At 46.0% G+C, this 26971-nt stretch carries 28 protein-coding genes; 24 read left to right on the plus strand and 4 right to left on the minus strand.

Features of this window, described 5'->3' with window-relative positions; translation table 11 throughout:
• Positions 1–19 precede the first annotated feature (19 nt).
• The gene (gene secF / locus VR7878_RS13015) at positions 20–967 is read left to right on the plus strand and encodes a protein translocase subunit SecF (RefSeq protein ID WP_077336526.1); all 948 of its coding nucleotides are present in this window, start codon (positions 20–22) and stop codon (positions 965–967) included.
• Positions 968–1052: 85 nt separating this feature from the next.
• Here the strand turns inward: secF and suhB are convergent, their stop codons facing one another.
• A complete protein-coding gene (suhB, locus tag VR7878_RS13020; protein WP_077336527.1) occupies positions 1053–1856 on the minus strand; it encodes an inositol-1-monophosphatase in 804 nt (267 codons plus the stop codon).
• A gap of 199 nt (positions 1857–2055) precedes the next feature.
• Here suhB and trmJ point away from each other — a divergent pair, with 199 nt between their 5' ends.
• The 19 genes from trmJ to VR7878_RS13115 all read left to right on the plus strand — a co-directional run bounded on the left by trmJ (position 2056) and on the right by VR7878_RS13115 (position 20165).
• Positions 2056–2778, plus strand: coding sequence for a tRNA (cytosine(32)/uridine(32)-2'-O)-methyltransferase TrmJ (gene trmJ / locus VR7878_RS13025; protein ID WP_077336528.1), 723 nt, complete (start codon positions 2056–2058; stop codon positions 2776–2778).
• 113 nt (positions 2779–2891) lie between these two features.
• On the plus strand, positions 2892–3413 hold the full coding sequence (gene iscR / locus VR7878_RS13030) for a Fe-S cluster assembly transcriptional regulator IscR (protein ID WP_077336529.1): 522 nt from the start codon (positions 2892–2894) through the stop codon (positions 3411–3413).
• Between the two features lie 26 nt (positions 3414–3439).
• Entirely contained in the window at positions 3440–4654 is a 1215-nt protein-coding gene (locus tag VR7878_RS13035; protein ID WP_077336530.1) for an IscS subfamily cysteine desulfurase, read from the plus strand.
• A 36-nt stretch (positions 4655–4690) separates the two neighbouring features.
• Positions 4691–5074 (plus strand): Fe-S cluster assembly scaffold IscU, encoded by a 384-nt coding sequence (iscU, locus tag VR7878_RS13040; protein WP_038182526.1) that lies wholly within the window; start codon positions 4691–4693, stop codon positions 5072–5074.
• 59 nt (positions 5075–5133) lie between these two features.
• Positions 5134–5457 carry an iron-sulfur cluster assembly protein IscA gene (iscA, locus tag VR7878_RS13045; RefSeq protein WP_077336531.1) on the plus strand — a complete coding sequence of 108 codons (324 nt, stop codon included), beginning with the start codon at positions 5134–5136 and terminating at the stop codon, positions 5455–5457.
• 157 nt (positions 5458–5614) lie between these two features.
• Positions 5615–6130, plus strand: coding sequence for a co-chaperone HscB (gene hscB / locus VR7878_RS13050; protein WP_077336532.1), 516 nt, complete (start codon positions 5615–5617; stop codon positions 6128–6130).
• A gap of 21 nt (positions 6131–6151) precedes the next feature.
• Positions 6152–8008, plus strand: a complete 1857-nt coding sequence (gene hscA, locus VR7878_RS13055; RefSeq protein WP_077336533.1) for a Fe-S protein assembly chaperone HscA — start codon at positions 6152–6154, stop codon at positions 8006–8008.
• Between the two features lie 13 nt (positions 8009–8021).
• A complete protein-coding gene (gene fdx, locus VR7878_RS13060) occupies positions 8022–8360 on the plus strand; it encodes an ISC system 2Fe-2S type ferredoxin (protein WP_077336534.1) in 339 nt (112 codons plus the stop codon).
• A 37-nt stretch (positions 8361–8397) separates the two neighbouring features.
• Entirely contained in the window at positions 8398–8592 is a 195-nt protein-coding gene (gene iscX / locus VR7878_RS13065; protein WP_077336535.1) for a Fe-S cluster assembly protein IscX, read from the plus strand.
• 437 nt (positions 8593–9029) lie between these two features.
• On the plus strand, positions 9030–10316 hold the full coding sequence (pepB, locus tag VR7878_RS13070) for an aminopeptidase PepB (protein ID WP_077336536.1): 1287 nt from the start codon (positions 9030–9032) through the stop codon (positions 10314–10316).
• A gap of 55 nt (positions 10317–10371) precedes the next feature.
• Positions 10372–10809: a nucleoside-diphosphate kinase gene (ndk, locus tag VR7878_RS13075; RefSeq protein WP_077336537.1), complete on the plus strand. Its 438-nt coding sequence runs from the start codon at positions 10372–10374 to the stop codon at positions 10807–10809.
• Between the two features lie 146 nt (positions 10810–10955).
• Entirely contained in the window at positions 10956–12080 is a 1125-nt protein-coding gene (rlmN, locus tag VR7878_RS13080) for a dual-specificity RNA methyltransferase RlmN (RefSeq protein WP_077336538.1), read from the plus strand.
• A 447-nt stretch (positions 12081–12527) separates the two neighbouring features.
• The gene (gene rodZ, locus VR7878_RS13085; protein WP_077336539.1) at positions 12528–13496 is read left to right on the plus strand and encodes a cytoskeleton protein RodZ; all 969 of its coding nucleotides are present in this window, start codon (positions 12528–12530) and stop codon (positions 13494–13496) included.
• Positions 13497–13504: 8 nt separating this feature from the next.
• Positions 13505–14632, plus strand: a complete 1128-nt coding sequence (ispG, locus tag VR7878_RS13090; RefSeq protein ID WP_077336540.1) for a flavodoxin-dependent (E)-4-hydroxy-3-methylbut-2-enyl-diphosphate synthase — start codon at positions 13505–13507, stop codon at positions 14630–14632.
• Positions 14633–14659: 27 nt separating this feature from the next.
• A complete protein-coding gene (gene hisS / locus VR7878_RS13095) occupies positions 14660–15934 on the plus strand; it encodes a histidine--tRNA ligase (RefSeq protein ID WP_077336541.1) in 1275 nt (424 codons plus the stop codon).
• Between the two features lie 48 nt (positions 15935–15982).
• A complete protein-coding gene (locus tag VR7878_RS13100; RefSeq protein ID WP_077336542.1) occupies positions 15983–16597 on the plus strand; it encodes a YfgM family protein in 615 nt (204 codons plus the stop codon).
• 12 nt (positions 16598–16609) lie between these two features.
• Positions 16610–17770 (plus strand): outer membrane protein assembly factor BamB, encoded by a 1161-nt coding sequence (gene bamB / locus VR7878_RS13105; protein WP_077336543.1) that lies wholly within the window; start codon positions 16610–16612, stop codon positions 17768–17770.
• A 186-nt stretch (positions 17771–17956) separates the two neighbouring features.
• A complete protein-coding gene (gene der, locus VR7878_RS13110) occupies positions 17957–19441 on the plus strand; it encodes a ribosome biogenesis GTPase Der (RefSeq protein WP_077336596.1) in 1485 nt (494 codons plus the stop codon).
• Positions 19442–19922: 481 nt separating this feature from the next.
• Complete coding sequence (locus VR7878_RS13115; RefSeq protein WP_077336544.1) at positions 19923–20165, plus strand: zinc ribbon domain-containing protein; 243 nt, start codon at positions 19923–19925, stop codon at positions 20163–20165.
• Positions 20166–20172: 7 nt separating this feature from the next.
• Here the strand turns inward: VR7878_RS13115 and xseA are convergent, their stop codons facing one another.
• Entirely contained in the window at positions 20173–21513 is a 1341-nt protein-coding gene (xseA, locus tag VR7878_RS13120) for an exodeoxyribonuclease VII large subunit (RefSeq protein WP_077336545.1), read from the minus strand.
• Between the two features lie 210 nt (positions 21514–21723).
• On the opposite strand from xseA, the gene guaB reads away from it, so the two are divergent.
• The 3 genes from guaB (at position 21724) to VR7878_RS21205 (ending at position 25089) form a co-directional block, all read left to right on the plus strand.
• The gene (gene guaB, locus VR7878_RS13125) at positions 21724–23190 is read left to right on the plus strand and encodes an IMP dehydrogenase (RefSeq protein ID WP_077336546.1); all 1467 of its coding nucleotides are present in this window, start codon (positions 21724–21726) and stop codon (positions 23188–23190) included.
• A 97-nt stretch (positions 23191–23287) separates the two neighbouring features.
• Entirely contained in the window at positions 23288–24865 is a 1578-nt protein-coding gene (guaA, locus tag VR7878_RS13130) for a glutamine-hydrolyzing GMP synthase (RefSeq protein WP_077336547.1), read from the plus strand.
• 41 nt (positions 24866–24906) lie between these two features.
• The gene (locus VR7878_RS21205; RefSeq protein WP_162494645.1) at positions 24907–25089 is read left to right on the plus strand and encodes a hypothetical protein; all 183 of its coding nucleotides are present in this window, start codon (positions 24907–24909) and stop codon (positions 25087–25089) included.
• Positions 25090–25149: 60 nt separating this feature from the next.
• Here the strand turns inward: VR7878_RS21205 and VR7878_RS13135 are convergent, their stop codons facing one another.
• Positions 25150–25803, minus strand: coding sequence for a DsbA family protein (locus VR7878_RS13135; RefSeq protein WP_077336548.1), 654 nt, complete (start codon positions 25801–25803; stop codon positions 25150–25152).
• The gene (locus VR7878_RS20885; RefSeq protein WP_370737089.1) at positions 25797–25937 is read right to left on the minus strand and encodes a hypothetical protein; all 141 of its coding nucleotides are present in this window, start codon (positions 25935–25937) and stop codon (positions 25797–25799) included. Before VR7878_RS20885 ends, VR7878_RS13135 begins: the two co-directional genes overlap by 7 nt.
• 106 nt (positions 25938–26043) lie before the next feature.
• On the opposite strand from VR7878_RS20885, the gene VR7878_RS13140 reads away from it, so the two are divergent.
• Positions 26044–26931, plus strand: a complete 888-nt coding sequence (locus tag VR7878_RS13140) for a LysR family transcriptional regulator (protein WP_077336549.1) — start codon at positions 26044–26046, stop codon at positions 26929–26931.
• The last annotated feature ends 40 nt before the right edge of the window (positions 26932–26971 follow it).

The raw sequence follows: 26971 nt of genomic DNA on the forward strand, positions 1-26971 counted from the left end.
TTAAAAGCTGGGAATAGATATGTTTCAAATTCTAAAAGCAAAGCAAGCGATCAACTTTATGCGTTGGTCGAAGTTTGCCTTCGTCCTTTCCGCGCTACTGATTGTGGCGTCGATTGTGACGATCTCTATCAAGGGATTTAACTGGGGGCTTGATTTCACCGGCGGGACACTGATTGAAGTGAGTTTTGAGCAGCCGGCTGATCTTGAACAGGTCCGAAATGCGCTTGAGACACAGGGTTTTGGTGATGCAACAGTCCAAAACTTTGGTTCGGCCAAAGATGTCATGGTTCGTTTGCGTCCGCGTGAAAATATGGCGGGTGAAGCGTTAGGCAATCAGATCATCAGTGCAATCAATAAGGGCACGGGTCAACACGTTGAAATGCGTCGAATCGAGTTCGTCGGACCGAATGTCGGGGATGAGCTGACAGAAGCAGGAGGGATGGCAATCCTGATTTCGCTGCTCTGTATCTTGATGTACGTTTCAATGCGTTTCGAATGGCGTTTATCTGCCGGGGCCGTTTTGTCTTTGGCGCATGATGTCACGATTACACTGGGTGTGTTCTCATTCTTACAGATTGAAGTCGATCTGACCATTATTGCAGCCTTGCTGACGGTGGTGGGTTACTCACTCAACGATACCATCGTGGTCTTTGACCGGATTCGTGAGAATTTCCGTAAAATGCGCAAAGGCGAATCGGACGAAGTCATGAATAATTCAATTACACAAACGCTGAGCCGGACTTTAATTACTTCCGGTACGACGTTATTCGTGGTAATTGCTTTATTTGTTGAGGGTGGTGCGATGATTCACGGGTTTGCACTGGCACTGTTACTGGGTATCACCGTCGGGACCTACTCTTCAATCTATGTTGCCTCTGCTCTGGCCCTCAAACTAGGGATTAAACGTGAGCACTTACTTCAGCCACAGGTTGAGAAAGAAGGCGCGGAGTTTGATGAGCTTCCTTAACATGCATGATTAGAAGTAAATCGCGCTTAAAAATAAAAAAACCGCTGATATCAGCGGTTTTTTTATGTCCGGAGTATTCTGGCGATTATTTCAGAATCGCATCATTACCCTGTTCGCGGATATGCTTCAGGATTGCTTTCGTTCCCTTTGCACTGGATGCCACGATATTGCCCGATTTGACATAGTCTGTTCCACCGGCAAAGTCAGTGACAATAGCGCCCGCTTCGCGTGCGATAAGCTCACCGGCTGCCATATCCCATGGTTTCAGGCCGAGTTCGAAGAAGCCATCGACACGATTTGCGGCAACGTAGCATAAATCCAGTGCCGCTGAGCCGGTTCTGCGGAAATCAGCACATTCAGTAAAGAGAGCAGACACAATTTTCAGGTAAGATTCAGCGTGCTGTTTTTGTTTAAAAGGAAAACCTGTTGCTAAAACAGTACCTTGTAGATCTTTGATCGCATTGACGCGAATCCGGGTGTTGTTTAACTGTGCTCCTGCGCCACGCTGGGCGGTAAACAGTTCATTGAGCATTGGATCGTAAACACAGGCAACTTCAGTTTTACCTTTGATGCGTACTGCGATAGAGACGGAGAAGTGCGGCAGTCCTCTGAGAAAATTGGTGGTGCCATCCAGTGGGTCGATGATCCATTGTACGTCTTGATCTTTTCCTTCAATCACGCCATTTTCTTCAGCAATAATGACATGTTCCGGATAAGCATGTTTGATTACGTCAACAATCATAGACTCAGCTTCTTGATCTACATTAGTGACGAAATCGTTCGTACCTTTTTGAGTTGACTGAATTTTTTCAGAATTTTCTAGTGATTTAGCAATATGATTGCCAGCTTTTCGTGCGGCACGAATAGCAATATTAAGCATTGGATGCATACGAGTTTCCCAACGGATGTTAAAGAACGAAAAAAGCGGGCTGAAGTATACCAGAGATCTTCAGAAAAGGAAGTGATTAAATTATGTTCTATAGGGGGATTATTTCACTCAGAACCTGACCATTTTTATCTGGTTTATGGTAACATCGACAGCTATTCAATGATGACATCATCCCATAATTAATAAAGTAGAATCACCCATGCTCAGTCAAGTGAAAATCGTGCTCGTCGGCACTTCTCATTCAGGTAATATCGGTTCGGCGGCTCGGGCAATGAAAGTGATGGGATTCAGCCAGATGGTTTTGGTTGATCCTCAATGTGAGGTTGATGCTCAGGCGATTGCAATGGCTGCCGGTGCCAGTGATATTGCGTTAAATGCAACGATTGTTGATTCTCTCGAAACCGCTGTTGAAGACTGTCAACTCGTGGTTGGCAGCAGTGCTCGCTCGAGAACGCTTTCCTGGCCTATGTTGACCCCGAGAGCGTGCGGTGAACGTTTCGTTCAGGAAGGGGAGCAAGGTGCTGTTGCATTGGTGTTTGGGCGTGAGAGAACGGGCCTGACAAATGAAGAATTACAGAAGTGCCATTATCATGTCGCGATTCCGGCGAATCCTGAATATAGCTCTTTGAATCTGGCAATGGCAGTTCAGACACTTTGCTATGAAATTCGTGTCGCCTATCTGGAGCGCCAATCGCAGGTTTTTCCTCAAGAAGAGCAGCCTGCGTATCCGCGCCATGATGAGCTGGAGCGATTCTATCAGCATCTGGAAAAAGTGTTGTTCAAGACCCAGTTTATTGCCGAAGAACAGCCGAATCTGGTGATGAATAAATTACGCCGTTTATTTAGTCGAGCTCGCCCGGAATCTCAGGAAATCAATATCTTAAGAGGTATTTTGACGTCAGTTGAACGACGCGTAAAATAACCACCCTTATTGAAGGGTTAAATACCTGACTAAACAGGTCAATTAAATACTTGACCTGTTTAGTCAGGTATGACACACTGCGATCCACATAAACGGTGTGGATAAAAGTGATTATGAGATTAACATCAAAAGGAAGATATGCAGTAACCGCCATGCTTGATGTGGCTCTGCATTCGCAACAAAATCCAGTACCGCTGGCTGATATTTCCGAGCGTCAGGGTATTTCTTTGTCCTATCTGGAGCAGTTATTTGCAAAACTGCGTAAAGCCGGATTGGTTGCAAGTGTCCGGGGTCCCGGTGGCGGCTACCGTTTGGGAGCTGAAGCTTATGCGATTTCTGTCGGACATGTCATCGGTGCTGTTGATGAATCCGTCGATGCAACCAAATGTTCAGGGAAAGGTGACTGTCAGAGCGGAACCCGTTGTCTGACACATACACTTTGGTGCGATTTAAGTTCTCGTATTAGTGATTTTCTCAATAATATTACACTGGGCGATCTGATGAATGATAACGAAGTAATAGAAATTTCAGATCGACAGAATGTAGACCTTGCAATCAATCAGGGACGCTCGCAGCAGAAACCGCTTTCGGTGTCAGCCGAACCTGTGTCTCTTAGAGCGAATGCTCGGTCATAATTGCTAGTTTTACATTGGAGTAGAAAATGAAACTGCCTATTTATTTTGATTATTCAGCGACTTGTCCGGTTGATCATCGTGTTGCTGAAAAAATGGTTCAGTACATGACTGTTGATGGCATTTACGGTAATCCGGCATCTCGTTCTCACCGTTATGGCTGGCAGGCAGAAGAAGCTGTTGATACAGCGCGTGAGCAGATCGCAGCGTTGCTGAATGCTGATTCAAGAGAAATTGTGTTCACTTCGGGTGCGACAGAGTCTAATAACCTTGCGATTAAAGGTGTGGCCCATTTTTACGGTAAGAAAGGCAAGCATGTCATTACCTGTAAGACGGAGCATAAAGCGGTTCTGGATACCTGCCGTCAACTTGAACGCGAAGGTTTTGAAGTTACATATCTTGAGCCAGAGTCAAATGGCTTGATTGATCTCAACAAACTGAAAGCGGCAATGCGTGATGAGACCGTGCTTGTCTCAATTATGCATGTCAATAATGAAATCGGTGTGATTCAGGATATTGAAGCTATTGGTGAGTTGTGCCGTGAGCATAAAATTGTATTCCATGTCGATGCGGCTCAGTCAGCCGGAAAACTACCGATTGACGTCCAGCAGATGAAGGTTGATCTGATTTCTTTATCCGGACACAAGATTTATGGTCCGAAAGGGATTGGTGCACTGTATGTTCGTCGTAAACCCCGCATTCGTCTTGAAGCGCAAATGCATGGTGGCGGACATGAGCGCGGGTTCCGTTCAGGAACACTTCCTACGCATCAAATTGTCGGTATGGGAGAAGCGTGCCGAATCGCCAAAGAAGAAATGCAACAAGACTATGATCATGCCAAAAAGCTACGTGATCGGATGCTGGCAGGCCTTGAAGGAATGGAAGCCGTTACGGTGAATGGTGATCTTGAGCAGCGTCTGCCGAACAACCTGAACATTAGTTTTGCATACGTTGAAGGTGAGTCGTTGTTGATGTCTTTAAAAGACCTTGCCGTCTCGTCTGGTAGTGCATGTACTTCTGCCAGTTTGGAGCCGTCTTATGTGTTACGTGCTCTGGGTATGGACGATGAACTGGCTCATAGCTCAATTCGTTTTTCATTTGGTCGTTTTACGACGGAAGAAGAGGTAGACTACGCGGTCGAGCAAATCCGTGTAGCTGTAGATAAATTACGCGACATGTCTCCTCTATGGGATATGTACAAGGAAGGCGTTGATTTGAGTTCCGTTGAATGGGCTCATCATTAATTTCTTCCCGGCGATAGAGGATATGAGGTAATCATCATGGCATATAGTGATAAAGTAATCGACCACTATGAGAATCCGCGAAATGTTGGTTCTTTTGATAAGGAAGACCCAAGTATCGGTAGTGGTATGGTAGGTGCGCCGGCGTGTGGTGACGTAATGAAACTGCAAATCAAAGTCTCACCGGAAGGCATTATCGAAGACGCAAAATTTAAAACCTATGGGTGTGGGAGTGCGATTGCTTCCAGCTCATTAGTCACCGAGTGGGTGAAAGGTAAGTCGATTGATGAAGCGGCAGCGATCAAAAATGCGGAAATCGCGGAAGAGCTTGAACTGCCACCAGTGAAAGTTCACTGTTCTATTCTGGCAGAAGATGCGATTAAAGCAGCCGTTGCGGATTATAAGAAAAAACACGAGCATTGATAATTGATTGAGGGAGTCTGACTCCCTCTGAAACCCACTAAATTTAAGGTTAGAGTTGTATGTCCATCACCTTAACTGAAACAGCAGCAGATCGAGTTCGTTCTTTCCTGGATAATCGTGGCAAAGGGATCGGCTTGCGTTTAGGTGTTAAAACAACAGGTTGTTCCGGCATGGCTTATGTGCTGGAGTTCGTTGATGAGCTCAATGAAGAAGACCAAGTTTTTGACAATCATGGTGTTAAAATTATCATTGATCCTAAAAGTCTCGTTTATCTTGACGGTACTCAGTTAGATTATGTCAAGCAAGGACTAAACGAAGGCTTTGAATTCAACAACCCGAATGTCAAAAGTGAATGTGGTTGTGGTGAAAGCTTTAATGTTTAGACGACAGCTGTAAATACGACAACATCGATTCATCTCACGGTCTCTCATCATATTCACATAGAACGGGTGCGTGTCACAGTTGCGGATACGATGACATCGATAGTCAGGATTGATGAATGTTGAATTGGATAGCCGATGAATCAGGACTGATATTAACATGAATTATTTTGAATTATTTGGGCTACCAACTCAGTTTGAACTGGATGGTAGCCTTCTTTCTTCTCAGTTCCGAGAGTTGCAAAAGAGTTTTCACCCCGATAACTTTGCCACCGCTTCAGAGCGTGAGCGTTTAGCTGCGGTACAGAAAGCTTCAGAAATCAATGATGCTTATCAGACACTAAAAAGTGATATTCGTCGTGCTGAGTATCTTTTAATGCTTCATGACATTGATCTTCGGAGCGAGCAGCAGACCATGCAGGATCCTGAATTTCTGATGGAACAGATGCTGTTACGTGAAGAACTGGAAACGCTTGAAAGTGCTGCGGATGCGCAGGAGCAACTGATCGATTTTGAAGGAAAAGTCAGCAAAATGTATAAAATACAATTGACTGTCCTGAAAGAACAACTGGCGCAATCTCAATGGGAAGCGGCGGCAGATACAGTTCGAAAACTCAAATTTATTGCCAAACTAAGAAATGAAATCGAACGGGCCGAAGATAAACTTCTCGGCTAGTTCAGAACAAAGGAAAGCCCTATGGCATTACTGCAAATCGCTGAGCCTGGTCAGAGTGCGGCACCTCATCAACACAAGCTGGCAGCAGGCATTGATTTAGGTACAACAAACTCATTGGTGGCTTCGGTCCGCAGTGGTACTGCTGAAACGCTAACCGATCACAATGGACGAGCCATTGTGCCTTCGGTTGTCAATTATGCCCGAGATGCGGTGTTGGTTGGTGTTGATGCGAGAAAAAAAGCTCAGCAAGACCCGGAAAATACAATTATTTCTGTCAAACGACTGATTGGTCGTTCTTTGCATGACGTACAACAACGTTATCCCCATGTGCCCTATCGGTTTAAATCAAGCCAAAACGGTTTACCTGTGATTCAAACAGCGCAGGGCGATAAAAACCCGATTCAGGTATCTGCCGAGATTCTCAGAACCTTAGCGCGTCGTGCCGAACAATCACTGGGTGGCGAATTGGCCGGTGTGGTGATTACTGTGCCTGCTTATTTTGATGACGCCCAGCGTGCGGGGACGAAAGAGGCCGCACAGTTGGCCGGACTTCATGTATTACGTTTATTGAATGAGCCGACCGCAGCCGCGATTGCTTACGGTCTTGATTCAGGACGTGAAGGGGTGATCGCGGTCTATGACCTCGGTGGCGGAACATTCGATATCTCGATTCTGCGTTTATCAAAAGGCGTCTTTGAAGTTCTGGCGACGGGGGGCGATTCTGCGCTTGGCGGAGATGATTTTGACCACCTGATTGCCGAACATCTCAAGGAATGCATCGGGATTGAACAGACACTCAATGCTGAAGAATATCGCACCTTGTTAGATGCCGCGTCACAGGCAAAAATTGATTTATCAGACGCTGAATCGGCTGATATTTCAGTGCTTGGCTGGCATGGACAGCTGAGCCGGGAACAGTTTGAAGCATTGATTCAACCGTTAGTGAAAAAAACACTGATGTCGTGCCGCCGCGCATTGAAAGACGCCGAGGTTGATGCGGATGAGGTGATTGAAGTGGTGATGGTCGGTGGTTCGACCCGCACCCCATTCGTCCGGGAAATGGTTGGTGAATTCTTTGGGCGCGAGCCGCTGACCAGTATTAATCCTGATGAAGTGGTAGCGATTGGTGCTGCAACGCAAGCGGATATTCTGGCCGGTAACAAACCGGATTCGGAAATGTTGCTGCTGGATGTGATTCCATTGTCGCTGGGGATCGAGACCATGGGTGGACTCGTGGAAAAAATTATTCCGCGCAATACGACGATTCCCGTTGCCCGGGCACAAGAGTTCACGACGTTTAAAGATGGTCAAACTGCAATGATGGTTCATACGGTGCAGGGCGAGCGGGAGATGGTTGCGGATTGTCGTTCTCTGGCGCGCTTCTCTCTCAAAGGGATTCCCCCGATGACTGCCGGCGCTGCACATATCCGGGTCACCTATCAGGTGGATGCCGATGGTTTACTGTCGGTGACTGCGATGGAAAAAAGTACCGGAGTTCAGGCTGAAATTCAGGTGAAACCGTCATATGGTTTAAGTGAAGACGAAGTTGCCTCGATGCTCAGAGACTCAATGACTCATGCCGCTGAAGACATGCAAATCCGGGCGTTGATGGAGCAGCGTGTAGAAGCTGACCGAGTAATTGAAGGATTAATTGCAGCCATACAGGCGGATGGTGATGAACTATTGGATGAGCAAGAAAGCGCAGAGCTCCTGAAAGCGATTGAAACGCTGATCGCGTTGAGAAACGGTGATGATGCCAATGCGATTGAACAGGGCATCAAAGATATTGATAAAGTGAGTCAGCCATTTGCTTCACGCCGTATGGATAAATCGATTCGTGAAGCGCTGGCGGGTCAGTCTGTAGATGATATTGAGTAGTTGAGAGACACACATGCCAAAGATTATTGTTTTACCTCATGAAGACCTGTGCCCTGAAGGTGCTGTCCTTGACGCTGAAACCGGAGAAACGGTTCTTGATGTGGCATTGAAAAATGGCATTGGGATTGAACATGCGTGTGAGAAATCATGTGCGTGTACGACCTGCCATGTTATCGTTCGGGAAGGGTTTGATTCACTGGATGAGAGTGATGAGCTGGAAGACGATATGCTGGATAAAGCCTGGGGACTTGAACCTGAATCCCGGCTGGGGTGTCAGGCGAAAGTAACCGATGAAGATTTGGTGATTGAAATCCCTAAATATACATTGAACCATGCAGCGGAAGAGCATTGATTTCTGACCGTTGCACAGCATCTGATAGGAACGAATGATGAAGTGGACTGATTCACGGGATATCGCTATCGAACTATGTGATCTTTATCCTGATGTTGACCCGAAAAATGTACGTTTTACCGATTTACATCAATGGGTTATGGATTTGGATGATTTTGATGATGATCCAAACCATTCTAATGAAAAAATTCTGGAAGCGATTATTTTGTGCTGGATGGACGAAATGGATTAATTTTGTCATCCTTTCATTAGGGGCTGTTGACCTTTCGTGGTTGAATTTTGTTCAATCTGAACGGGTATTGATCGCGGCGCGGGGCATGCCGATTAGCTATCCTAAGCAAATGACCCGCAACAAAGAGCAAGACACGTTCAGATGAACCCTCTGGGCAGCATTTGTCGCTCATTTATCCAGCGTTAGGTCATGGTTCATGTAGATCGCTACACTTCACATGACCTGCCTTGACTAAATGCACGACAAATTGCTGCAAAAACCATCACGAAAGATCAATAGCCCCTAGGATTGCTTGTGAAATAAATCTCGTCAAAAGCGGATCTTTACAGATCCGCTTTTTATCAATTTGACATGTTTGCCAGATATAATGGTAAATTGTCTGAGTGAACCAGAGATAAAAATAAGTGGCGAAAAGTGAAAAAAGACAAGGAGAGGCCATGTCTGTAAATATGTCAGTATCGATTAGCCAAGAAAAAGCCCCTGAACAGTGGGGAGAAAAGGCGACCATATCTTATTCCGAATCCGGTGTGACCATTCATATCGATCCATCATCTACTCCGCTGGCGACGATTCAAAAAGCAGCCCGAAAAATAGATGGGCAGGGCTTACGCAATATTTCATTAGTGGGGAGTGATTGGGATTTAGAGCGAATCTGGGCTTTTTATCAAGGATATCGTGACCCGAAGAAATTAAATACACTGACATGGGAAGCACTTGCTGACAACGACCAGCAAGAACTTGAGGCGCGGATCAAAACATCTGACTGGGCCAGAGATGTCATTAATAAGAGTGCCGAAGAGGTTGCCCCCCGGCAGTTGGCAACGATGGCCGCTGAGTTTGTGAAGTCTCTCGCGCCTGAATTAGTTTCTTATCGTATTGTTAAAGATAAAGATTTACTTTCCGATGGCTGGGAAGGGATTTTTGCTGTCGGACGCGGGTCTGAGCGAACTTCAGCAATGCTGCAATTGGATTTCAATCCGACGGGTGATGAAAATGCACCGGTTTATGCTTGTCTGGTCGGCAAAGGTATTACATTTGATTCGGGCGGCTACAGTCTGAAGCCTTCGAACTTTATGTCATCCATGAAGTCAGATATGGGCGGTGCAGCGCTGGCCACCAGTGGATTAGGACTCGCGATTCTACGTGGCCTGAACAAACGGGTGAAACTGATCCTGTGCTGTGCGGAAAACATGGTATCCGGTCGTGCGCTGAAATTGGGCGATATCATTACCTATAAGAATGGTAAAACGGTCGAAATCATGAATACTGATGCGGAAGGTCGTTTAGTATTGGCCGACGGCCTGATCTATGCCAGTGAACAGCAGCCAGAAATGATTATTGACTGTGCGACGCTAACGGGTGCTGCGAAAACAGCATTGGGTGTCGACTATCATGCGTTGATGAGCTTTGACGAAACGTTAAGTCATCAAGCGCTTTCTGTTGCGAAAATGGAAGGGGAACGGCTATGGCCACTGCCGCTGGAATCATTCCATCGTGATATGTTGCCTTCTAGCTTTGCTGATCTGTCGAATATCAGCGCTTCTGATTATTCGCCGGGAGCGAGTACCGCTGCGGCATTTTTATCGCACTTTGTTGAAGATTACCGTAAAGGCTGGTTACATTTCGATTGTGCCGCGACTTATCGTAAATCAGCGACCGACAAGTGGGCTGCCGGTGCAACCGGTATTGGTATTCGTACTTTGGCTCGTTTATTGATTGACTAAAATAAAATTCAGATCTTGATATCTGAGTAAAAATTGAGAAAGAAAGGACAATTTTATGGCGTTAGAGAGAACGTTTTCTATCATAAAGCCAGATGCTGTAGAGCGTAATCTGATTGGTGAAATTTACCATCGTATTGAAAAAGCCGGATTGCAGATTATTGCGGCGAAGATGGTACATTTGAGCGAAGAGCAGGCAAGTGGTTTCTACGCAGAGCATCAAGGTAAACCATTTTTTGAGCCGCTAAAAGAGTTTATGACTTCCGGACCGATCATGGTACAGGTGCTTGAAGGTGAAAATGCCATTGCTCGCTACCGTGAATTGATGGGAAAAACCAACCCTGAAGAAGCTGCTTGCGGCACCTTGCGTGCTGATTATGCACTGAATATGCGTCTGAATTCGGTTCACGGCAGTGATAGTGAAGCATCTGCTGCCCGGGAAATCGCTTTTTTCTTCCCTGATTCAGAAATTTGTCCAAGAGCTTCTCAGTCATAAATCACGCTCGGTGAACACTAAAATATGCAATTGAAAACCCCGTTTTAAACGGGGTTTTGTTGCTTATCGGTAGGGCTTGTTGTCAGTGCTCAAAGGCTGTACAATTCGCGCCCTGAATTTGATGTACGGCTTTTCTGAGAGGCGCCATGACCACACAAAAAATTAATCTGCTTGATTTTGATCGTACAGCTTTACGTCAGTTTTTTACTGAAGAGCTGAACGAAAAAGCGTTTCGTGCAGATCAAATCATGAAGTGGATTTATCACTTTGGTTGTGATGACTTTGAACAGATGACCAACATTAATAAAAAGCTGAGAGAAAAGCTGAAAATTAGTTGTGAGATTAAAGCACCAACGGTTTCAGCTGCTCAGCATTCATCGGATGGCACGATCAAATGGGCGATGCGGGTCGGTGATCAAGATGTTGAAACCGTCTATATCCCGGAAGATGATCGGGCCACATTATGTGTGTCATCTCAGGTCGGTTGTGCGCTGGAGTGTAAATTCTGCTCTACTGCGCAGCAAGGCTTTAACCGTAACTTACGCGTTTCCGAAATCATCGGCCAAGTATGGCGTGCTGCCCGTGAAATCGGTATGGAGAAAGAGACCGGCCGACGTCCCATCACTAATATCGTGATGATGGGAATGGGTGAACCATTGCTTAATATGAAAAACTTGCTGCCTGCATTGGAGATCATGCTGGATGACTTAGGGTTTGGCTTGTCCAAGCGTCGGGTCACTGTTTCTACCTCCGGTGTGGTTTCCGGATTGGAGCAGATGACCGGACGAATCGATGTTGCGCTGGCGATTTCTCTTCATGCTCCGAATGATAAACTGCGTAGCGAGATCATGCCGATTAATGATCGATGGGATATTCAAGATTTTCTGGCATCGGTACGTCGTTATATTGCTTCTTCAAATGCTAACCGTGGCAAAGTTACCGTTGAATATATTTTGCTTGATCATGTCAATGATGGCACCGAGCACGCGCATGAACTTGCGGAACTCATGAAAGATACGCCATGTAAGATTAACCTGATTCCATTCAATCCCTATCCGGGGTCGCCGTATCGGAAACCAAGTAACTCCCGGATTGACCGGTTTATGAAAACCTTAACGGGGTATGAATATACAGTAACAGTCCGTAAAACGCGTGGGGATGATATTGACGCAGCTTGCGGGCAGTTAGTCGGCGATGTGATTGACCGGACCAAACGAACCCGATTATTGACCGAGCAGGAAAATGCCATTCCGATTAAGGCCGTTAACTGATTGATATGATAGGTGGGGGCCCGATGCTGAGTATTTATTTCTGTGAGAAAAGGTTCCGCGTCGATACCCCTTTCGTTTTTGTATGATTCACTCTCTTTTCTGATGTTTTATGAGCGAATATTTCTTCTGATCAAGAAGTGCGATGAGTTGATAAAAGTCGTGTTCTTACCTGTTTTCTCTACAATTTAGCCCTGTTTTGTGTCAATTTTCCGAAAAACTTGGATTCGACTGAGTCTTCTTCCTTAATTCATTGTTGTTTCAGTTTTAATATCCTTTAGAATGAGCCCATGTGTTTCAAAATTATTTGAGTTACTGATAATTTTGACGCTAAGATAAACCATATTTTATGCTGGAACTTAAACAAGCTATCCCAAAAGAACTAAAATCAATAAAGCGCTATGCTTATTATAGGGTTACAGCAAAGAGACAAGAGATAGATGCGACGTGATGACAGAATCAGAAACAGTAAAAGAAGATGATAACCAGATAGGCCCCGGTACACTTTTGAAGCAGAAGCGGGAATCGCTTGGGTTGACTCAAAAGCAAATAGCGGACAGGCTCCGGCTTCGTCTGACGATTGTACAGTCGCTAGAAGAAAATAATTTTGATATTGATAAGGTATCAACATTTACCCGAGGTTATGTTCGCTCTTATGCCAAATTGGTTGGGATTGATGAGCCAGAGATCCTTGCAGCGTATGATCATTACTGTGGTGCAACTGCCCCTGACTTATTGATGACCAGTTTTTCCAGAAAAACGACTCGGGAGCAGCATAACAGCCGGATTAATCTGATTACGATTGGTATTGTTGCCATTGTGATCGGTATTTCATCGGTCTGGTGGTATCAAAACCAACAACAGGACACGTTGATTCCGTCTCAGCAGGCATCATCCGAAGAGCAGGCGCAAGCTGCCGCGTCATCAGGTGATGAGAAAGGGGATGATTTTGCCACCGTGCGAGATCTGACTCAGCCATCTCAAGAGCCATCCGATATTGAGCAGACCGCTTCGCCTGAAGAGCAAGCAACCGATACGGTGGATGACACTGCATCTGAACCTGAACCGACGCAACAACCTCAAGATGAACAAGCCGTTAGTCATGAAGCCGATACTGCGTCAGCACAACCGGTTGCTTCCGATTCCGCGACAACCTCAGCAGACGAGTCGCAATCTCCGGAATTACAAGCTTTAACCATGAATTTTGAAGATGATTGCTGGGTTCGGGTCTCCGATGCTAACGGTAAAACGTTGTTGATTGGGTTGAAAAAAGCAAATCAATCCGTTCAGCTTCAGGGTGAAGCCCCATTTAAGGTTATTTTAGGTGCGCCAGAAGGTGTTTCTATGACATTTGCAGGTGAACCTGTAGACCTTTCTGGGTATACTTCAGGCAAAGTAGCCAGATTTAGCTTACCTTAGACAAAAATATGCAATATGAGTCTCCAATAAAGCGTCGCCGTTCGACACGTATCTACGTCGGTGACGTTCCTATCGGCGATGGTGCGCCCATCGCAGTTCAGTCGATGACAAATACCAGAACGACCGATGTCGAGGCAACGGTTGCTCAAATCCATTCACTGGAAAAAGTCGGTGCAGATATTGTTCGGGTTTCAGTTCCGACGATGGATGCAGCGGAAGCATTCCGGGAAATCAAAAAAAGAGTATCGATTCCTTTAGTGGCCGATATCCATTTTGATTACCGCATTGCGCTTCAGGTTGCGGAATACGGGGTTGATTGTTTACGGATCAACCCGGGAAATATCGGTCGTGAAGAGCGGATTCGTGCAGTTGTGGACTGCGCCCGTGATAAAGGCATTCCGATCCGTATTGGTGTGAATGGAGGATCATTAGAAAAAGATATTCAACAGAAGTATGGTGAGCCGACGGCCGAAGCGCTGGTGGAATCCGCAATGCGTCACGTTGATATTCTTGATCGACTTAATTTCGATCAATTTAAAGTGAGTGTCAAAGCATCCGATGTTTTTCTGGCTGTTGATTCTTATCGTCTGTTGGCTCAAAAAATCGATCAACCTTTACATTTAGGGATCACCGAAGCCGGTGGTGCCCGCGCTGGCGCGGTTAAATCTTCTGTCGGGCTGGGGATGTTACTTGCTGAAGGGATCGGTGATACGTTGCGGATTTCGCTGGCTGCAAACCCGATAGAAGAGATTAAAGTCGGGTTTGATATCCTTAAATCTTTGCGGATTCGTTCCCGGGGGATCAATTTTATTGCCTGTCCGAGTTGTTCCCGTCAGGAGTTTGATGTCATCGGCACTGTCAATGCACTGGAAGAGCGTTTGGAAGATATTCTCACGCCAATGGATGTCTCGATTATAGGCTGTGTCGTCAATGGCCCAGGTGAGGCTGAAGCTTCACATCTCGGGATTGCCGGCAGCAATCGAAAAAGTGCATTTTATGAAGACGGTGTCCGCCAGAAAGAACGGTTCGACAATGATGATTTAGTTCATCAGCTTGAAGCAAAAATCCGGGCCAAAGCGTCGATGCTTGACCAGCAAAATCGCATTCAGGTCACTCAAGTCGAAGACAACAATTAATATCATAATGAATTTACGGTAATCCTTGTGGCAAAAACAATTCAAGCAATTCGGGGCATGAACGACTGCCTCCCGACACAATCACCGCTCTGGCAAAAGGTTGAGGGCAAGGTAAAACAAGTCATTAATGCGTACGGCTATAGTGAAATCCGTATGCCGATTATTGAAATGACGCATCTGTTCAGCCGTGCTATCGGTGAAGTGACCGATGTGGTTGAAAAAGAAATGTACACGTTTGAGGATCGCAACGGCGACAGCCTGACTCTACGCCCTGAAGGGACGGCGGGTTGTGTTCGTGCCGGGATTCAAAACGGTCTGCTCTATAATCAGGAACAGCGTTTGTGGTATATGGGGCCGATGTTCCGCCACGAACGGCCGCAAAAAGGACGATACCGACAATTCCATCAATGTGGTGTCGAGGTGTTTGGTCTTGACGGGCCGGATATTGATGCTGAATTGATCATGATGACTGCCCGGATTTGGCGAGAGCTGGGAATTGCTCAGTATGTACGACTTGAACTGAACTCTATTGGTTCACCAGAAGCACGAGCCGAATACCGGACCGCATTGATTGCTTTTCTGGAGCAGCATGAATCAGTGCTGGATGAAGACAGTAAACGTCGGATGTACACCAATCCATTACGGGTTCTCGATACCAAAAATCCTGAAATACAGGCAATTTTGGGCGATGCACCGAAACTGTCAGAGTATCTTGATAATGATTCACGCGTTCATTTTGCCGGTTTATGTGAACTTCTTGACGCTGTCGGTATCGAATACACCGTTAATGAACGTTTGGTTCGCGGACTGGATTACTACAACCGTACTGTTTTCGAATGGGTAACCGAAAGTCTCGGTGCTCAGGGGACTGTCTGCGGTGGTGGTCGTTATGACGGCCTTGTCGAGCAGATGGGCGGTAAAGCGACATCTGCTGTTGGTTTTGCAATGGGACTAGAGCGTCTGGTTCTGATGGTTGAAGCGCTGGAACTGACTGATGACGTTGCGCGTCAGGTCGATGTTTATATCGTGACGGCTGGTGAAGGTACCTTACCGGCAGGGGTGACTCTGGCAGAATCGGTACGAGAATCATTGCCGACACTGCGTGTCATGAACCATTTTGGTGGTGGTAACTTTAAGAAACAGTTTAAGCGGGCTGATAAAGTCGGCGCCTCTGTTGCATTAGTTCTGGGAGAGGACGAGATGGCACAACAGATGGTCGTTTTTAAAGATCTGAACGGTGGAACTCAGGAAACGGTACTCCAGTCAGATGTCATTGAAAAACTGGCTTATTTTTTCAAGTGATGATGGTTGGAAAGTGCAGCTGAGAGGCTTAATTAAAGAGGGAAAAACGTGGAACTCTACGATACCGAAGAACAACAAGTTGAAGCGATTAAGAGTTGGTGGAAAGAGAATGGCAGATCCGTCATTGTCGGCACTGTTGTTGGCTTAGCTGCAATTCTGGGCTGGAATTATTATCAGTCGTCAGTGAAAGCGGCTCAGGAAGCTGCCTCTCATCAGTATTCTGATGTTATAGCTTCACTTTCTCAGCAAGGGTTAGACGCAGAAAAAACAGTTCAGAGTTTTATTGAACAGCATTCAGACAGTAATTATGCCGTCCTGGCAGCGATGCAGTTAGCAAAATCTCAGATTGATGCCAAGCATCTGGATCAAGCACTGGCTCAGCTTGAGTGGGCCAAAGCGAATACTGATGATAAAGCACTGGATACGTTGATTGATTACCGAATTGCCCGCATTCAGGCCGAACAAGGTAATTATGAGAGTGCTGAGGCATCTTTAAAACAGATTACGGATTCTGGCTGGGTTGGCCGTGTGGCTGAATTGAAAGGTGATATCGCGCTGCTTCAGGGTGATAAGAAAGCGGCTTATGTTGCTTATACCGAAGCCCAGCAGGCTGAAGATGCCAGCCAGACATTACAAATGAAGTTAGATGATCTTGCCAAATAAGGGCGTGAGTGAATGAAGAAGTGGTTTGGCAACTTATTTTTAATGGCTGTGATAACGGGCGGATTAGCGGGATGCTCCGGAGAAGAAGAGTCGGTTGTCATGGCGCCTGTCCCTGTTGTTAACAGCGAGTTTACGCCACATATAGATTGGCGAGCTTCGGTGGGTAGCGGGGTCGGTCATTATTTTTCGAAACTCAAGCCGAAGTATGTCTATGATACCATTTTTGTTGCAGACCGGGATGGTTTAGTCAAAGCGCTAAACCCGGAAAATGGAAAAGAACTCTGGCATCGTGATCTTGAGATTGATGATCCCATCCGTTTGGCTGGTGGCATTGCTGCCGGATTTAACCAGATCTATGTCGGCAGTGAAAATGGGATTGTTTATGCGCTGAATGCTAAAACCGGTGATTTGAAATGGAAACAGAACATCGGTGGTGAGGTTCTCGCTTCTCCGACAACAGACAGTAACCTATTGATCATCAATACCAGCAACGGTAATTTGACCGCACTGGATCAAAACAGTGGTAAAGAGCAATGGGTGATTAGTACCGAAGTGCCAAACCTGACGTTACGTGGGGTGAGTGAACCGGTTGCTGTGTCTGGCGGAGTTTTTTGGGGAACAGCCGGCGGCCGACTGGCAGCAGCTATTACCTCACGCGGGCAGATGATTTGGCAACAACCAATCGGCATACCGAAAGGCTCAACAGAAATTGATCGACTCGTGGATGTGGATTCATCACCGCTGGTTATCGGTGATTCGCTCTATACCATTGGTTATAACGGTCAACTGGTTGATATCGATCTGCGTTCAGGAAAGCCTGTCTGGAAGCGCACATATTCATCAGCTAAAGATATTGCAACCGATGGCGGACGTTTGTTTATCGCAACGGATGAAGATCATATTGTTGCCGTTGATGCGCGCAGCGGAACGGAATTATGGACTAATCGTAAACTCGAACACCGTTTGGTGACTGCACCGGTTGTGATCAGTAATTATGTTGTCGTTGGTGATAGCGAAGGTTACCTATACTGGATTGACCGGAATAGTGGTGAGTTTGTTGCCCAACAGTTTGTCAATAGCAGTGGATTTGCGGTTTCTCCGATTGCTTTGCCGGACAATAGTTATCTGCTGACGACACGAAATGGCGATCTGAAGAAACTGACGATCAACTAAAAATTCGTGATATAATTTCACTATCGGCTCCTGGCTGGAAACAGTTAGGAGCCATTTTATTATGGTTTTTGAACTGCTGCTTTTTTCAAGCCGCAGGGCTTTGTGTCATCATCGGCCGGACTCATGACAGTGAGTTAACGCAGTTATGCGGTCGTACACATGGCATTGAACAATTTAGAGGGTGTTATGGTTCCTGTTGTTGCGCTGGTTGGGCGTCCGAATGTCGGTAAATCTACATTATTCAACCGATTAACCCGTACTCGCGATGCATTGGTTGCAGACTTTCCCGGTCTGACCCGAGACCGTAAGTATGGTCATGCCAAAATAGGCGAGCAAGAATTCATCGTCATTGATACCGGTGGTATTGATGGCGGGGAAGAAGGTGTCGAAAGCAAAATGGCACAACAGTCTTTGGCTGCAATTGAAGAAGCCGATGTTGTGTTATTTATGGTCGATGGCCGTGCCGGATTAACACCAGCAGATGAAGGGATTGCTTCGCATTTACGTAAAATTGAAAAGACTTCATTTCTGGTTGTGAATAAAGTTGATGGCATTGATGCCGATGCAGCCAGCGCTGAATTTTGGCAGCTGGGAATGACCCAGATGTTTCAAATTGCTGCAGCTCACGGGCGTGGGGTCAGTGCACTGATTGAACGGGTTTTGACTCCGACGATTGAATCGTTAAAAGCACAAGCTGAAATCGAAGATCTGACTGAAATCGAAACAGTAGAAACGCCTGCAATACACGATTATACCGAAGAAGAAGCTGAAGCTGAGTATCAGCGCTTGCAAGAGCAACCGATCAAGCTGGCAATTATCGGACGTCCTAATGTTGGTAAGTCAACGCTCACCAACCGTATTCTGGGAGAAGAGCGGGTCGTCGTTTATGATATGCCCGGAACGACTCGCGATTCGATCTACATTCCCATGCAACGTCATGAACGTGAATATGTTTTGATCGATACAGCAGGTGTGCGGCGCCGCAAGCGAATTCATGAGACCGTAGAAAAATTCTCAGTGGTCAAGACACTCAAAGCAATTGAAGACGCCAACGTGGTATTGCTGTTGATTGATGCCCGGGAAAATATTTCGGATCAGGATTTGAGCTTACTTGGTTTTGCCTTGAATGCAGGACGTTCTATTGTTCTTGCGGTGAACAAGTGGGATGGCTTGGATTCCGATATCAAAGAGCGGGTGAAAAAAGAACTTGACCGTCGCTTAGGATTTGTAGATTTTGCGCGTATTCACTTTATTTCAGCATTACATGGTACAGGCGTCGGTCATTTGTTTGAATCGGTTGAAGAAGCCTACAAATCAGCGACAACACGAGTCAGTACATCGATCTTGACGCGCATTATGAAAATGGCAACAGAAGATCATCAGGCACCAATGGTTCGTGGTCGACGCGTTAAATTAAAGTATGCACATGCCGGTGGTTATAACCCGCCGATTATTGTCATTCACGGAAACTTGGTCAATGAGTTGCCAGATTCTTATAAACGCTATTTGATGAATTACTATCGTAAGTCTTTGGAAATTATGGGCACACCGATTCGGATCCAGTTCCAGAGCAGTGAGAACCCGTATGAGAATAAATCATCTAAGTTAACGTTATCTCAAGAGAGACAGAAAAAACGTTTGATGTCGATGATGAAGCATCGTAAGAAATAGTATTTTGTTGTTCAGGATGGATGAAAACCCGGCAGATAAGCCGGGTTTTTTATGTCTGGCGCTTGGTCTCTGTAACTGACAGTCTTTGACAAACAACAGATGATGTAAAGTATATGATCTTTTTATGAAATGCTTTGTATGGGTTTTTAATACAAAAAAATTTTTATAAAATATCGTTTAAAATCCAAAAACAGAAGATGTAACTTATGCTTTCGGTGTGTGGTTATATAAATGTTCTTTTTGGTATTGATCGCTGATCAGCGGTAATAAAGCGTGAGATCAAGCAAAGATCGTATCCTTCGTGTCTGGATCGACTTTGTCATCTTTTTTACCAATGCTGGCAAATACTTAGATGCATTCATTTGACTTAGTATACAATCAATTCATTGATTTCGGATCCGATCTTTTTAGCGGTAGATCAGAGATGCGGATCCGATCGACACTTCATTAAATCGTTCTATTCCGAAAAGGAGGAGAAAGGATGAGCCAGAATCAATGCCCGACATGTCATGGGGAACTGGAATGGGATGGTCAGTATTATTGCCCGGCATGTGTCATACATTACCGTAAAGTCGCGTATTGTCCCGATTGCCAAACTGAATTAGAACGACTGCAAGCTTGTGGCGCGGTAAGTTATTTTTGTCCGCAGTGCAACGAACAGAAGTCAAAACGACATCCTGAACTACGATTGGAGTTTCAGCCGGTAGAAGAGCACTCGGGTTGAGCGGCTATCAGTCTGACTGAATGACCGTTGAACGTATCATGCCATCGGTGACACGAGTCGTAATACATTCACCGGGTTTAACGTCGTGCTGACTCCGAATGATCTGGCCGGCCTGATTTTGAGTGACGGAGTAACCCCGTCTTAACGTCGAAAGCGGGCTCACCGCATCCAGTGTTTCAGCAGCAAGTGCCAGTTGATGACGTGAGTTGAGCAATTTTCTTTCTATTGCATCAATATAGCGCTGTTCATATTTTTTCAGCAGATAATGCTGTTGCTGGATCAGTTGTCCCGGCGAGTGATATCTGAGTTGGTAAGCGGTTCGTTCCAACATTTGCGAATGTCGGGCGATGTAGTTTTGTATGGCCTTCTGGAGACGAATGCTTAATTCATCAAGTTGTTGAATTTGTCGCTCCAGACGGTAAGTCGGATGCTGTTTTTCTAAAGCATACTGGTGTGTCTGACTTTTCTGGCGTTGCGCTGCCAGATAGTAACGGATTGCCTGATTCAGACGATGACGATAATTGAGCAGACCGGTTCGTTTGCCGCTACTGTCCCGGCTCACTAATTCAGCGGCGGCAGAAGGTGTCGGGGCGCGAACGTCAGCAACGAAATCTGCAATTGTAATATCAATCTCGTGGCCGACCGCACTGACAATCGGAATCTGGCTGGCAGCAATCGTCCGGGCGACAATTTCATGGTTAAAACACCACAGATCTTCCAGCGATCCACCACCACGTCCGACGATTAATACATCACATTCCTGACGGGCATTGGCTCGGCCAATCGCCTGAGCGATCCGAATCGGAGCCTCTTCTCCCTGCACGATTGTCGGATAGATAATCACGGGAAGCGTTGGATCGCGGCGTTTTAATACATCGAGAATATCAAACAGTGCAGCTCCCGTCTTAGACGTAATGATACCGATACATTGTGGATGCTCGGGCAAGGGTTGCTTATTACCCGGGGCAAACAGCCCTTCTGCGGTGAGCTTTTGTTTCAGTTGTTCGAATTCTTGTTGCAACCGTCCGTCACCTTCGGGTTGCATACTTTCAATAATCAGCTGATAGTCGCCGCGGGGTTCGTATAACGACAGACGTGCTCTGACCAAAACCTGCTGCCCGTTTTGGGGCTTAAAGGAGACAAAACGATTGTTGCCTTTAAACATCGCACACTTGACCTGTGCCCGGGCGTCTTTCAGCGATAAGTACCAATGCCCGGAAACCGGTGTAGAAAAATTGGAAATTTCGCCGAGCAGCCAGACGATGCCCATCTCATTTTCGAGGAGCAGACGCACTTCAGCATTAAGACGGGAGACTGTGTAAATATTTTGATTATTTGCAGATAGCACAGGCGAATGTCGTGGCCGTAGGAATGGAAATTAGCCGCAATATAATACATATCAAGGGGGTAATTGCAAATAAAAATTGAATAAATGTGTAGTAAAACGATTAATCGCTCGGTATAATCCCTCCGCAATATCAAATCCAATTCACTTTGATGAAAAACGCTTAAGGGATTGGGTTCTTTCTTTTAACACCCAAGCTGTGAGATATTGCAAATGCTACGAATCGCCAAAGAAGCCCTGACTTTTGATGACGTATTGCTCGTCCCCGCCCATTCAACTGTTCTTCCCAATACTGCTGACCTGAAAACTCGGCTGACTAAAAATATCACGCTGAATATTCCAATGATTTCTGCGTCCATGGATACAGTCACGGAGGCTCGTCTTGCAATTGCTCTGGCTCAGGAAGGTGGGCTTGGCTTTATTCATAAGAATATGTCCATTGAGCAACAAGCGGCTCAGGTTCGTCAGGTAAAAATCTACGAAGCCGGGGTTGTCACTTCTCCTGTGACCGTTCAGCCGGACCAAACCATCGCTGATGTCATGGCTCTGACTGAAAAACATGGCTTTGCCGGATTCCCGGTTGTGACAGACAGTCATGAGCTGGTTGGGATTATCACCGGACGCGATGTTCGTTTCGTGACGGATTTGACCAAAAAAGTCTCTGCGGTAATGACACCGAAAGAGCGTCTGGCAGCAGTAAAAGAAGGCGCTTCCCGTGCTGAAGTACAGGAAAAAATGCACCAAGCCCGTGTTGAAAAAGTATTGGTCGTGAATGACGAATTCCAGCTGACCGGGATGATCACCGCAAAAGATTTCCATAAAGCAGAACTGGCACCGAATGCTTGTAAAGATGAGCAGGGACGTTTACGTGTCGGTGCGGCTGTCGGTGCCGGAGCCGGTAATGAAGAGCGTGTTAAAGCATTGGTTGAAGCCGGTGTCGATGTGCTGTTGATTGACTCTTCTCACGGTCATTCTGAAGGTGTTCTGCAACGGATTCGTGAAACGCGGGCAGCTTTCCCCGATTTAGATATTATCGGTGGTAACGTTGCAACGGCCGAAGGTGCACGCGCACTGATTGAAGCTGGTGTGAGCGCGGTAAAAGTCGGCATTGGCCCGGGTTCTATCTGTACGACTCGTATTGTAACCGGTGTTGGTGTCCCGCAAATTTCAGCCATCGGTGATGCTGCATCCGTTGCCAACGAATACGACATTCCGGTAATTGGTGATGGTGGTATCCGTTTCTCCGGTGATATCTGTAAAGCAATCGCAGCCGGTGCATCTTGTGTGATGGTCGGTTCCATGTTTGCCGGTACCGAAGAATCTCCGGGAGAAGTCATTCTCTATCAAGGTCGTTCTTATAAAGCCTATCGTGGTATGGGGTCTCTGGGAGCGATGTCAAAAGGCTCTTCTGATCGTTATTTCCAGTCAGATAATGCAGCCGATAAACTGGTTCCTGAAGGGATTGAAGGACGTATCGCATATAAAGGCCTGCTAAAAGAAATCGTTCACCAGCAAATGGGTGGTCTGCGTTCTTGTATGGGGCTGACCGGCTCTGCAACCATTGAAGATCTGCGCACGAAGGCTGAATTTGTACGGATTTCCGGTGCTGGTATTCAAGAATCCCATGTCCATGATGTTCAAATTACCAAAGAAGCACCAAACTATCGTTTAGGGTCATAATCCCACGACGAAAACGTTTGCTTTTTGCTTGATGCTGACATGAGAGGCGAGTAAACTCGCCTCCGTTCCATAAACTTTTCTTTGAAGACGACTCAACATGACCAAAAACATTCATGACCAACGGATCCTTATCCTAGACTTTGGTTCACAATACACGCAGCTTGTCGCACGTCGTGTCCGTGAAATTGGCGTATATTGCGAACTATGGAGCTGGGATGTCGATGAAGCCGACATTCGAGAATTTAACCCGAATGGCATCATATTATCAGGTGGCCCTGAAAGTGTGACGGAGGAAAACTCTCCTCGTGCCCCACAATATGTCTTTGATTGTGGCGTCCCTGTTCTGGGGGTTTGCTACGGTATGCAGACCATGGCAGAACAATTGGGCGGAAAAGTCTCCGGTTCGACCGAGCGTGAATTTGGCTACGCTCAGGTTAAAGTGGTTCAAGAGTCGAAGCTGTTTGAGGGTTTACGTGATAGCTTGACCGAAGATAACAGCGCTTTATTAGATGTCTGGATGAGCCACGGTGACAAAGTTATCGAAATCCCAATGGGATTCACTCAAGTTGCGCAAACGGATACATGTCCGTACGCAGCAATGGCCAATGAAGAGAAAAAATACTACGGCGTACAGTTCCATCCGGAAGTAACCCATACCAAGCAAGGGCTGAAAATGCTGGAAAACTTTGTTATGGGAGCTTGTGGTTGTGAACGCTTATGGACACCGACTTCAATCATCGAAGATGCTGTTGCACGGATTAAAGAAACGGTTGGCGACGATGAAGTGATTCTGGCACTGTCCGGTGGTGTTGACTCATCGGTTGTTGCGATGCTGGTTCAGCGGGCTATCGGCGACAAACTGACTTGTGTTTTCGTTGATAACGGTTTGTTACGCCTGAATGAAGGTCAGCAGGTAATGGAAATGTTCGGCGACCATTTCGGGCTGAATATTATCAAAGTCGAAGCTGAAGACCGTTTCCTCAAAGCATTGGCCGGTAAGTCTGATCCGGAAGAAAAACGCAAAGTGATCGGGCACGAATTCATTGAAGTCTTTGATGAAGAAGCCAGCAAACTGAAGAATGCCAAATGGCTGGCTCAGGGAACGATCTATCCGGATGTGATTGAGTCTGCGGCGTCTAAAACCGGTAAAGCACATGTCATCAAATCGCACCACAATGTGGGCGGATTACCTGAAGATATGGAAATGGGCTTGGTTGAACCGCTACGTGAATTGTTTAAAGATGAAGTGCGTAAAATTGGTTTAGAACTCGGTCTGCCATACGACATGCTCTACCGTCATCCATTCCCGGGGCCGGGTCTGGGAGTGCGGGTTTTAGGCGAAATCAAGAAAGAATATTGTGATTTACTGCGTCGCGCTGATGCAATCTTCATTGAAGAGCTTCGTGCTGCGGACTTGTACAACCAAGTCTCACAAGCATTCACCGTATTCCTTCCGGTTCGTTCTGTGGGCGTGATGGGCGATGGCCGTAAATACGACTGGGTTGTATCACTACGTGCTGTAGAAACCATCGACTTTATGACCGCACACTGGGCACACCTGCCTTATGAATTTTTAGGTCGGGTATCAAACCGCATCATTAATGAGGTCGATGGGATCTCACGCGTGGTTTACGATATCTCAGGCAAGCCACCGGCAACGATTGAGTGGGAATAATTGAGTCCTAGGTCTATCCTAAACTAAATAAAATCCCATATATGAAGCCCGCATCAGCGGGCTTTTTGTGTTTTGGGGAAGTGGCTGCACAACCCCGGACACGGCTCGAAGATGAAAGCCATTGCCGACAAAATGGCGGTATTCCAGAACGGTTGGCCGGGCGTGCTTACAAGGACATGACCAGATCGGCCGAGCAAATCGCTTTGGCCGCCGCAAGTAGTTAGAAAGTACACACGGACTGGTGATAGTGCACTAGCCCCTAGTACCTTACCGTTTCAATATTTTTACATATTGGCTTGGAAATTACTGGAGTTGCTACCGATATAGCGATCAACAAGCTGTCGCCACTCATCAGGCTTGCCATAAAAATCAGTGTGAGGAAGTTTTATCAATTGATTGTTTACTTCAAGGATCAGCGTTGGGTATCCATGAACCTGTAGCCTCTGCATCAGCTGTTGGCTTTCACTTATTGCTTTCTGCTCAATGCCTTCATTTGCAGTCATAGCGTTATGCCACTGTTCACCGTCTATTCCCAAGTTTACTGATAGTTCCTTGAGCACTTCTGGATGATTGACCAGTTTACCCTCAAAATAGTGAGCACGCTGAATGGCTTCCAACATGTCTAACGGTGGGAGACCCAATTGTTCTGCCGTTAGAATTGCACGTGCAGTGATGAAGGAGTCCAAAACCATTTCATCGTTGCTTTGTACTCGCTGAATATAATCTTCTCCAAATGCCGCTCCCGTCAATTTAGCAATACGCTCGTCATGCTCGAGGATATGCCTGCGAAAAGAGGGGGAGATAGCCTTGTTGTCAATCATACCTCCAGGGTGAAACTCGAGCTTAATTTCAGAGTTAGCTGCCATCACAGCTAACAGAGAAGTTGCACCGTAGCACCAGCCGCACATTGGATCGAAAAAATAGTGTACAGTTACCATTTTATTTCACCCATTACTAATGTTGAGTTTACGTCGAAACTGTTCTCATCAGCGTTATAAACATTAAAAGTTAGTGATGTGTTTTCGGTTGCAGCCAGTAACATAGATGCAGCCGTTATAATTGATTTTTTCATACCGTTCTCCTTCAGTGCATTAGGGTATGAAAAGATAATAAGAAATTGATATGTTCATATAAACACGACAAAATGATCATTATTGTTTCTTAATTCGATCAAATGTATGGACAGACTAACAGCCGCAACAGTATTTGTTGACGTTGCTACGACGGGCAGTTTTACCGCTACAGCAGACAGATTGAACATGTCTCGTCCCATGGTAACGAGATACATTGAGACGATGGAAGCTTGGTTGAATACCCGCTTGCTACATAGAACGACACGAAAGGTGTCTTTAACGACAGCGGGAGAAACATGTCTGGAAGAAGTTAAACAATGGCTTGGACAAGCAGAAAGCCTAAGCGAGCTGGCAGACATCAGTGATAAGTTGTCAGGCACCATTCGGTTAGCAACCAGCATGTCATTTGGTTATTCTCAATTGGTGCCAGCTATTCAAGCATTTATGTCAGAGCACCCCAACGTAAATATCGATATCGACTTGCAAGACTCAGTAGCCGACTTGACTGAAAGGCAGATAGATCTCGCTATCCGAATCGCTTCGGCACCTGATCAGTCTTTGATAGGTAAGCCTATATCAGTATGTGAGTCGGTTGTCGTGGCTTCACCGGGATATTTGGCTAATAGTAGCTCTATCTCAACACCACTTGATTTAATGAGTCATACTTGTCTTGGGTATAAAAATTTCCAACAACATATCTGGCATTTGACAAAAGACGGTGTGCAACAATCAGTAGAAGTTAGGTGTCATCTGACCGCAAATGAAACGACCACCTTACTGCACGCAGTATTGTGTGGCGTAGGTATAGCTATTCAGCCAACTTATCTCGCAAACCAATACCTTAAAAGTGGTCAGATTCAGCAGATTTTACCTGATTGGAAGCCAGATGATCTGACCATTTACGCGCTCTATTCTTCCAGAAAGTACATGTCTCCCACTGTTCGTGCTTTGATTGATTATTTATCAGACTATTTTGCCGAAACGCGTTGGTAATGTTTGGCCTGTTTTTGCAATGACAGGAAGCTAAACTGCT

The sequence above is a fragment of the Vibrio ruber DSM 16370 genome, assembly GCF_900163965.1.
GTDB classification, from domain to species: Bacteria; Pseudomonadota; Gammaproteobacteria; order Enterobacterales; family Vibrionaceae; genus Vibrio; species Vibrio ruber.

What these genes read in the sequence shown, in the direction of transcription:
- iscA (WP_077336531.1), top strand. Translation starts at nt 5,134, where the DNA reads ATGTCCATCACCTTAACTGAAACAGCAGCAGATCGAGTTCGTTCTTTC.
- VR7878_RS13135 (WP_077336548.1), bottom strand. Translation starts at nt 25,803, where the DNA reads ATGGTAACTGTACACTATTTTTTCGATCCAATGTGCGGCTGGTGCTAC.
- secF (WP_077336526.1), top strand. Translation starts at nt 20, where the DNA reads ATGTTTCAAATTCTAAAAGCAAAGCAAGCGATCAACTTTATGCGTTGG.
- guaB (WP_077336546.1), top strand. Translation starts at nt 21,724, where the DNA reads ATGCTACGAATCGCCAAAGAAGCCCTGACTTTTGATGACGTATTGCTC.
- rlmN (WP_077336538.1), top strand. Translation starts at nt 10,956, where the DNA reads ATGACCACACAAAAAATTAATCTGCTTGATTTTGATCGTACAGCTTTA.
- iscR (WP_077336529.1), top strand. Translation starts at nt 2,892, where the DNA reads ATGAGATTAACATCAAAAGGAAGATATGCAGTAACCGCCATGCTTGAT.
- ispG (WP_077336540.1), top strand. Translation starts at nt 13,505, where the DNA reads ATGCAATATGAGTCTCCAATAAAGCGTCGCCGTTCGACACGTATCTAC.
- pepB (WP_077336536.1), top strand. Translation starts at nt 9,030, where the DNA reads ATGTCTGTAAATATGTCAGTATCGATTAGCCAAGAAAAAGCCCCTGAA.
- VR7878_RS13140 (WP_077336549.1), top strand. Translation starts at nt 26,044, where the DNA reads ATGGACAGACTAACAGCCGCAACAGTATTTGTTGACGTTGCTACGACG.
- iscX (WP_077336535.1), top strand. Translation starts at nt 8,398, where the DNA reads ATGAAGTGGACTGATTCACGGGATATCGCTATCGAACTATGTGATCTT.
- VR7878_RS13115 (WP_077336544.1), top strand. Translation starts at nt 19,923, where the DNA reads ATGAGCCAGAATCAATGCCCGACATGTCATGGGGAACTGGAATGGGAT.
- iscU (WP_038182526.1), top strand. Translation starts at nt 4,691, where the DNA reads ATGGCATATAGTGATAAAGTAATCGACCACTATGAGAATCCGCGAAAT.
- bamB (WP_077336543.1), top strand. Translation starts at nt 16,610, where the DNA reads ATGAAGAAGTGGTTTGGCAACTTATTTTTAATGGCTGTGATAACGGGC.
- VR7878_RS21205 (WP_162494645.1), top strand. Translation starts at nt 24,907, where the DNA reads ATGAAGCCCGCATCAGCGGGCTTTTTGTGTTTTGGGGAAGTGGCTGCA.
- VR7878_RS13035 (WP_077336530.1), top strand. Translation starts at nt 3,440, where the DNA reads ATGAAACTGCCTATTTATTTTGATTATTCAGCGACTTGTCCGGTTGAT.
- rodZ (WP_077336539.1), top strand. Translation starts at nt 12,528, where the DNA reads ATGACAGAATCAGAAACAGTAAAAGAAGATGATAACCAGATAGGCCCC.
- trmJ (WP_077336528.1), top strand. Translation starts at nt 2,056, where the DNA reads ATGCTCAGTCAAGTGAAAATCGTGCTCGTCGGCACTTCTCATTCAGGT.
- suhB (WP_077336527.1), bottom strand. Translation starts at nt 1,856, where the DNA reads ATGCATCCAATGCTTAATATTGCTATTCGTGCCGCACGAAAAGCTGGC.
- guaA (WP_077336547.1), top strand. Translation starts at nt 23,288, where the DNA reads ATGACCAAAAACATTCATGACCAACGGATCCTTATCCTAGACTTTGGT.
- der (WP_077336596.1), top strand. Translation starts at nt 17,957, where the DNA reads ATGGTTCCTGTTGTTGCGCTGGTTGGGCGTCCGAATGTCGGTAAATCT.
- hscB (WP_077336532.1), top strand. Translation starts at nt 5,615, where the DNA reads ATGAATTATTTTGAATTATTTGGGCTACCAACTCAGTTTGAACTGGAT.
- fdx (WP_077336534.1), top strand. Translation starts at nt 8,022, where the DNA reads ATGCCAAAGATTATTGTTTTACCTCATGAAGACCTGTGCCCTGAAGGT.
- ndk (WP_077336537.1), top strand. Translation starts at nt 10,372, where the DNA reads ATGGCGTTAGAGAGAACGTTTTCTATCATAAAGCCAGATGCTGTAGAG.
- VR7878_RS20885 (WP_370737089.1), bottom strand. Translation starts at nt 25,937, where the DNA reads ATGAAAAAATCAATTATAACGGCTGCATCTATGTTACTGGCTGCAACC.
- hscA (WP_077336533.1), top strand. Translation starts at nt 6,152, where the DNA reads ATGGCATTACTGCAAATCGCTGAGCCTGGTCAGAGTGCGGCACCTCAT.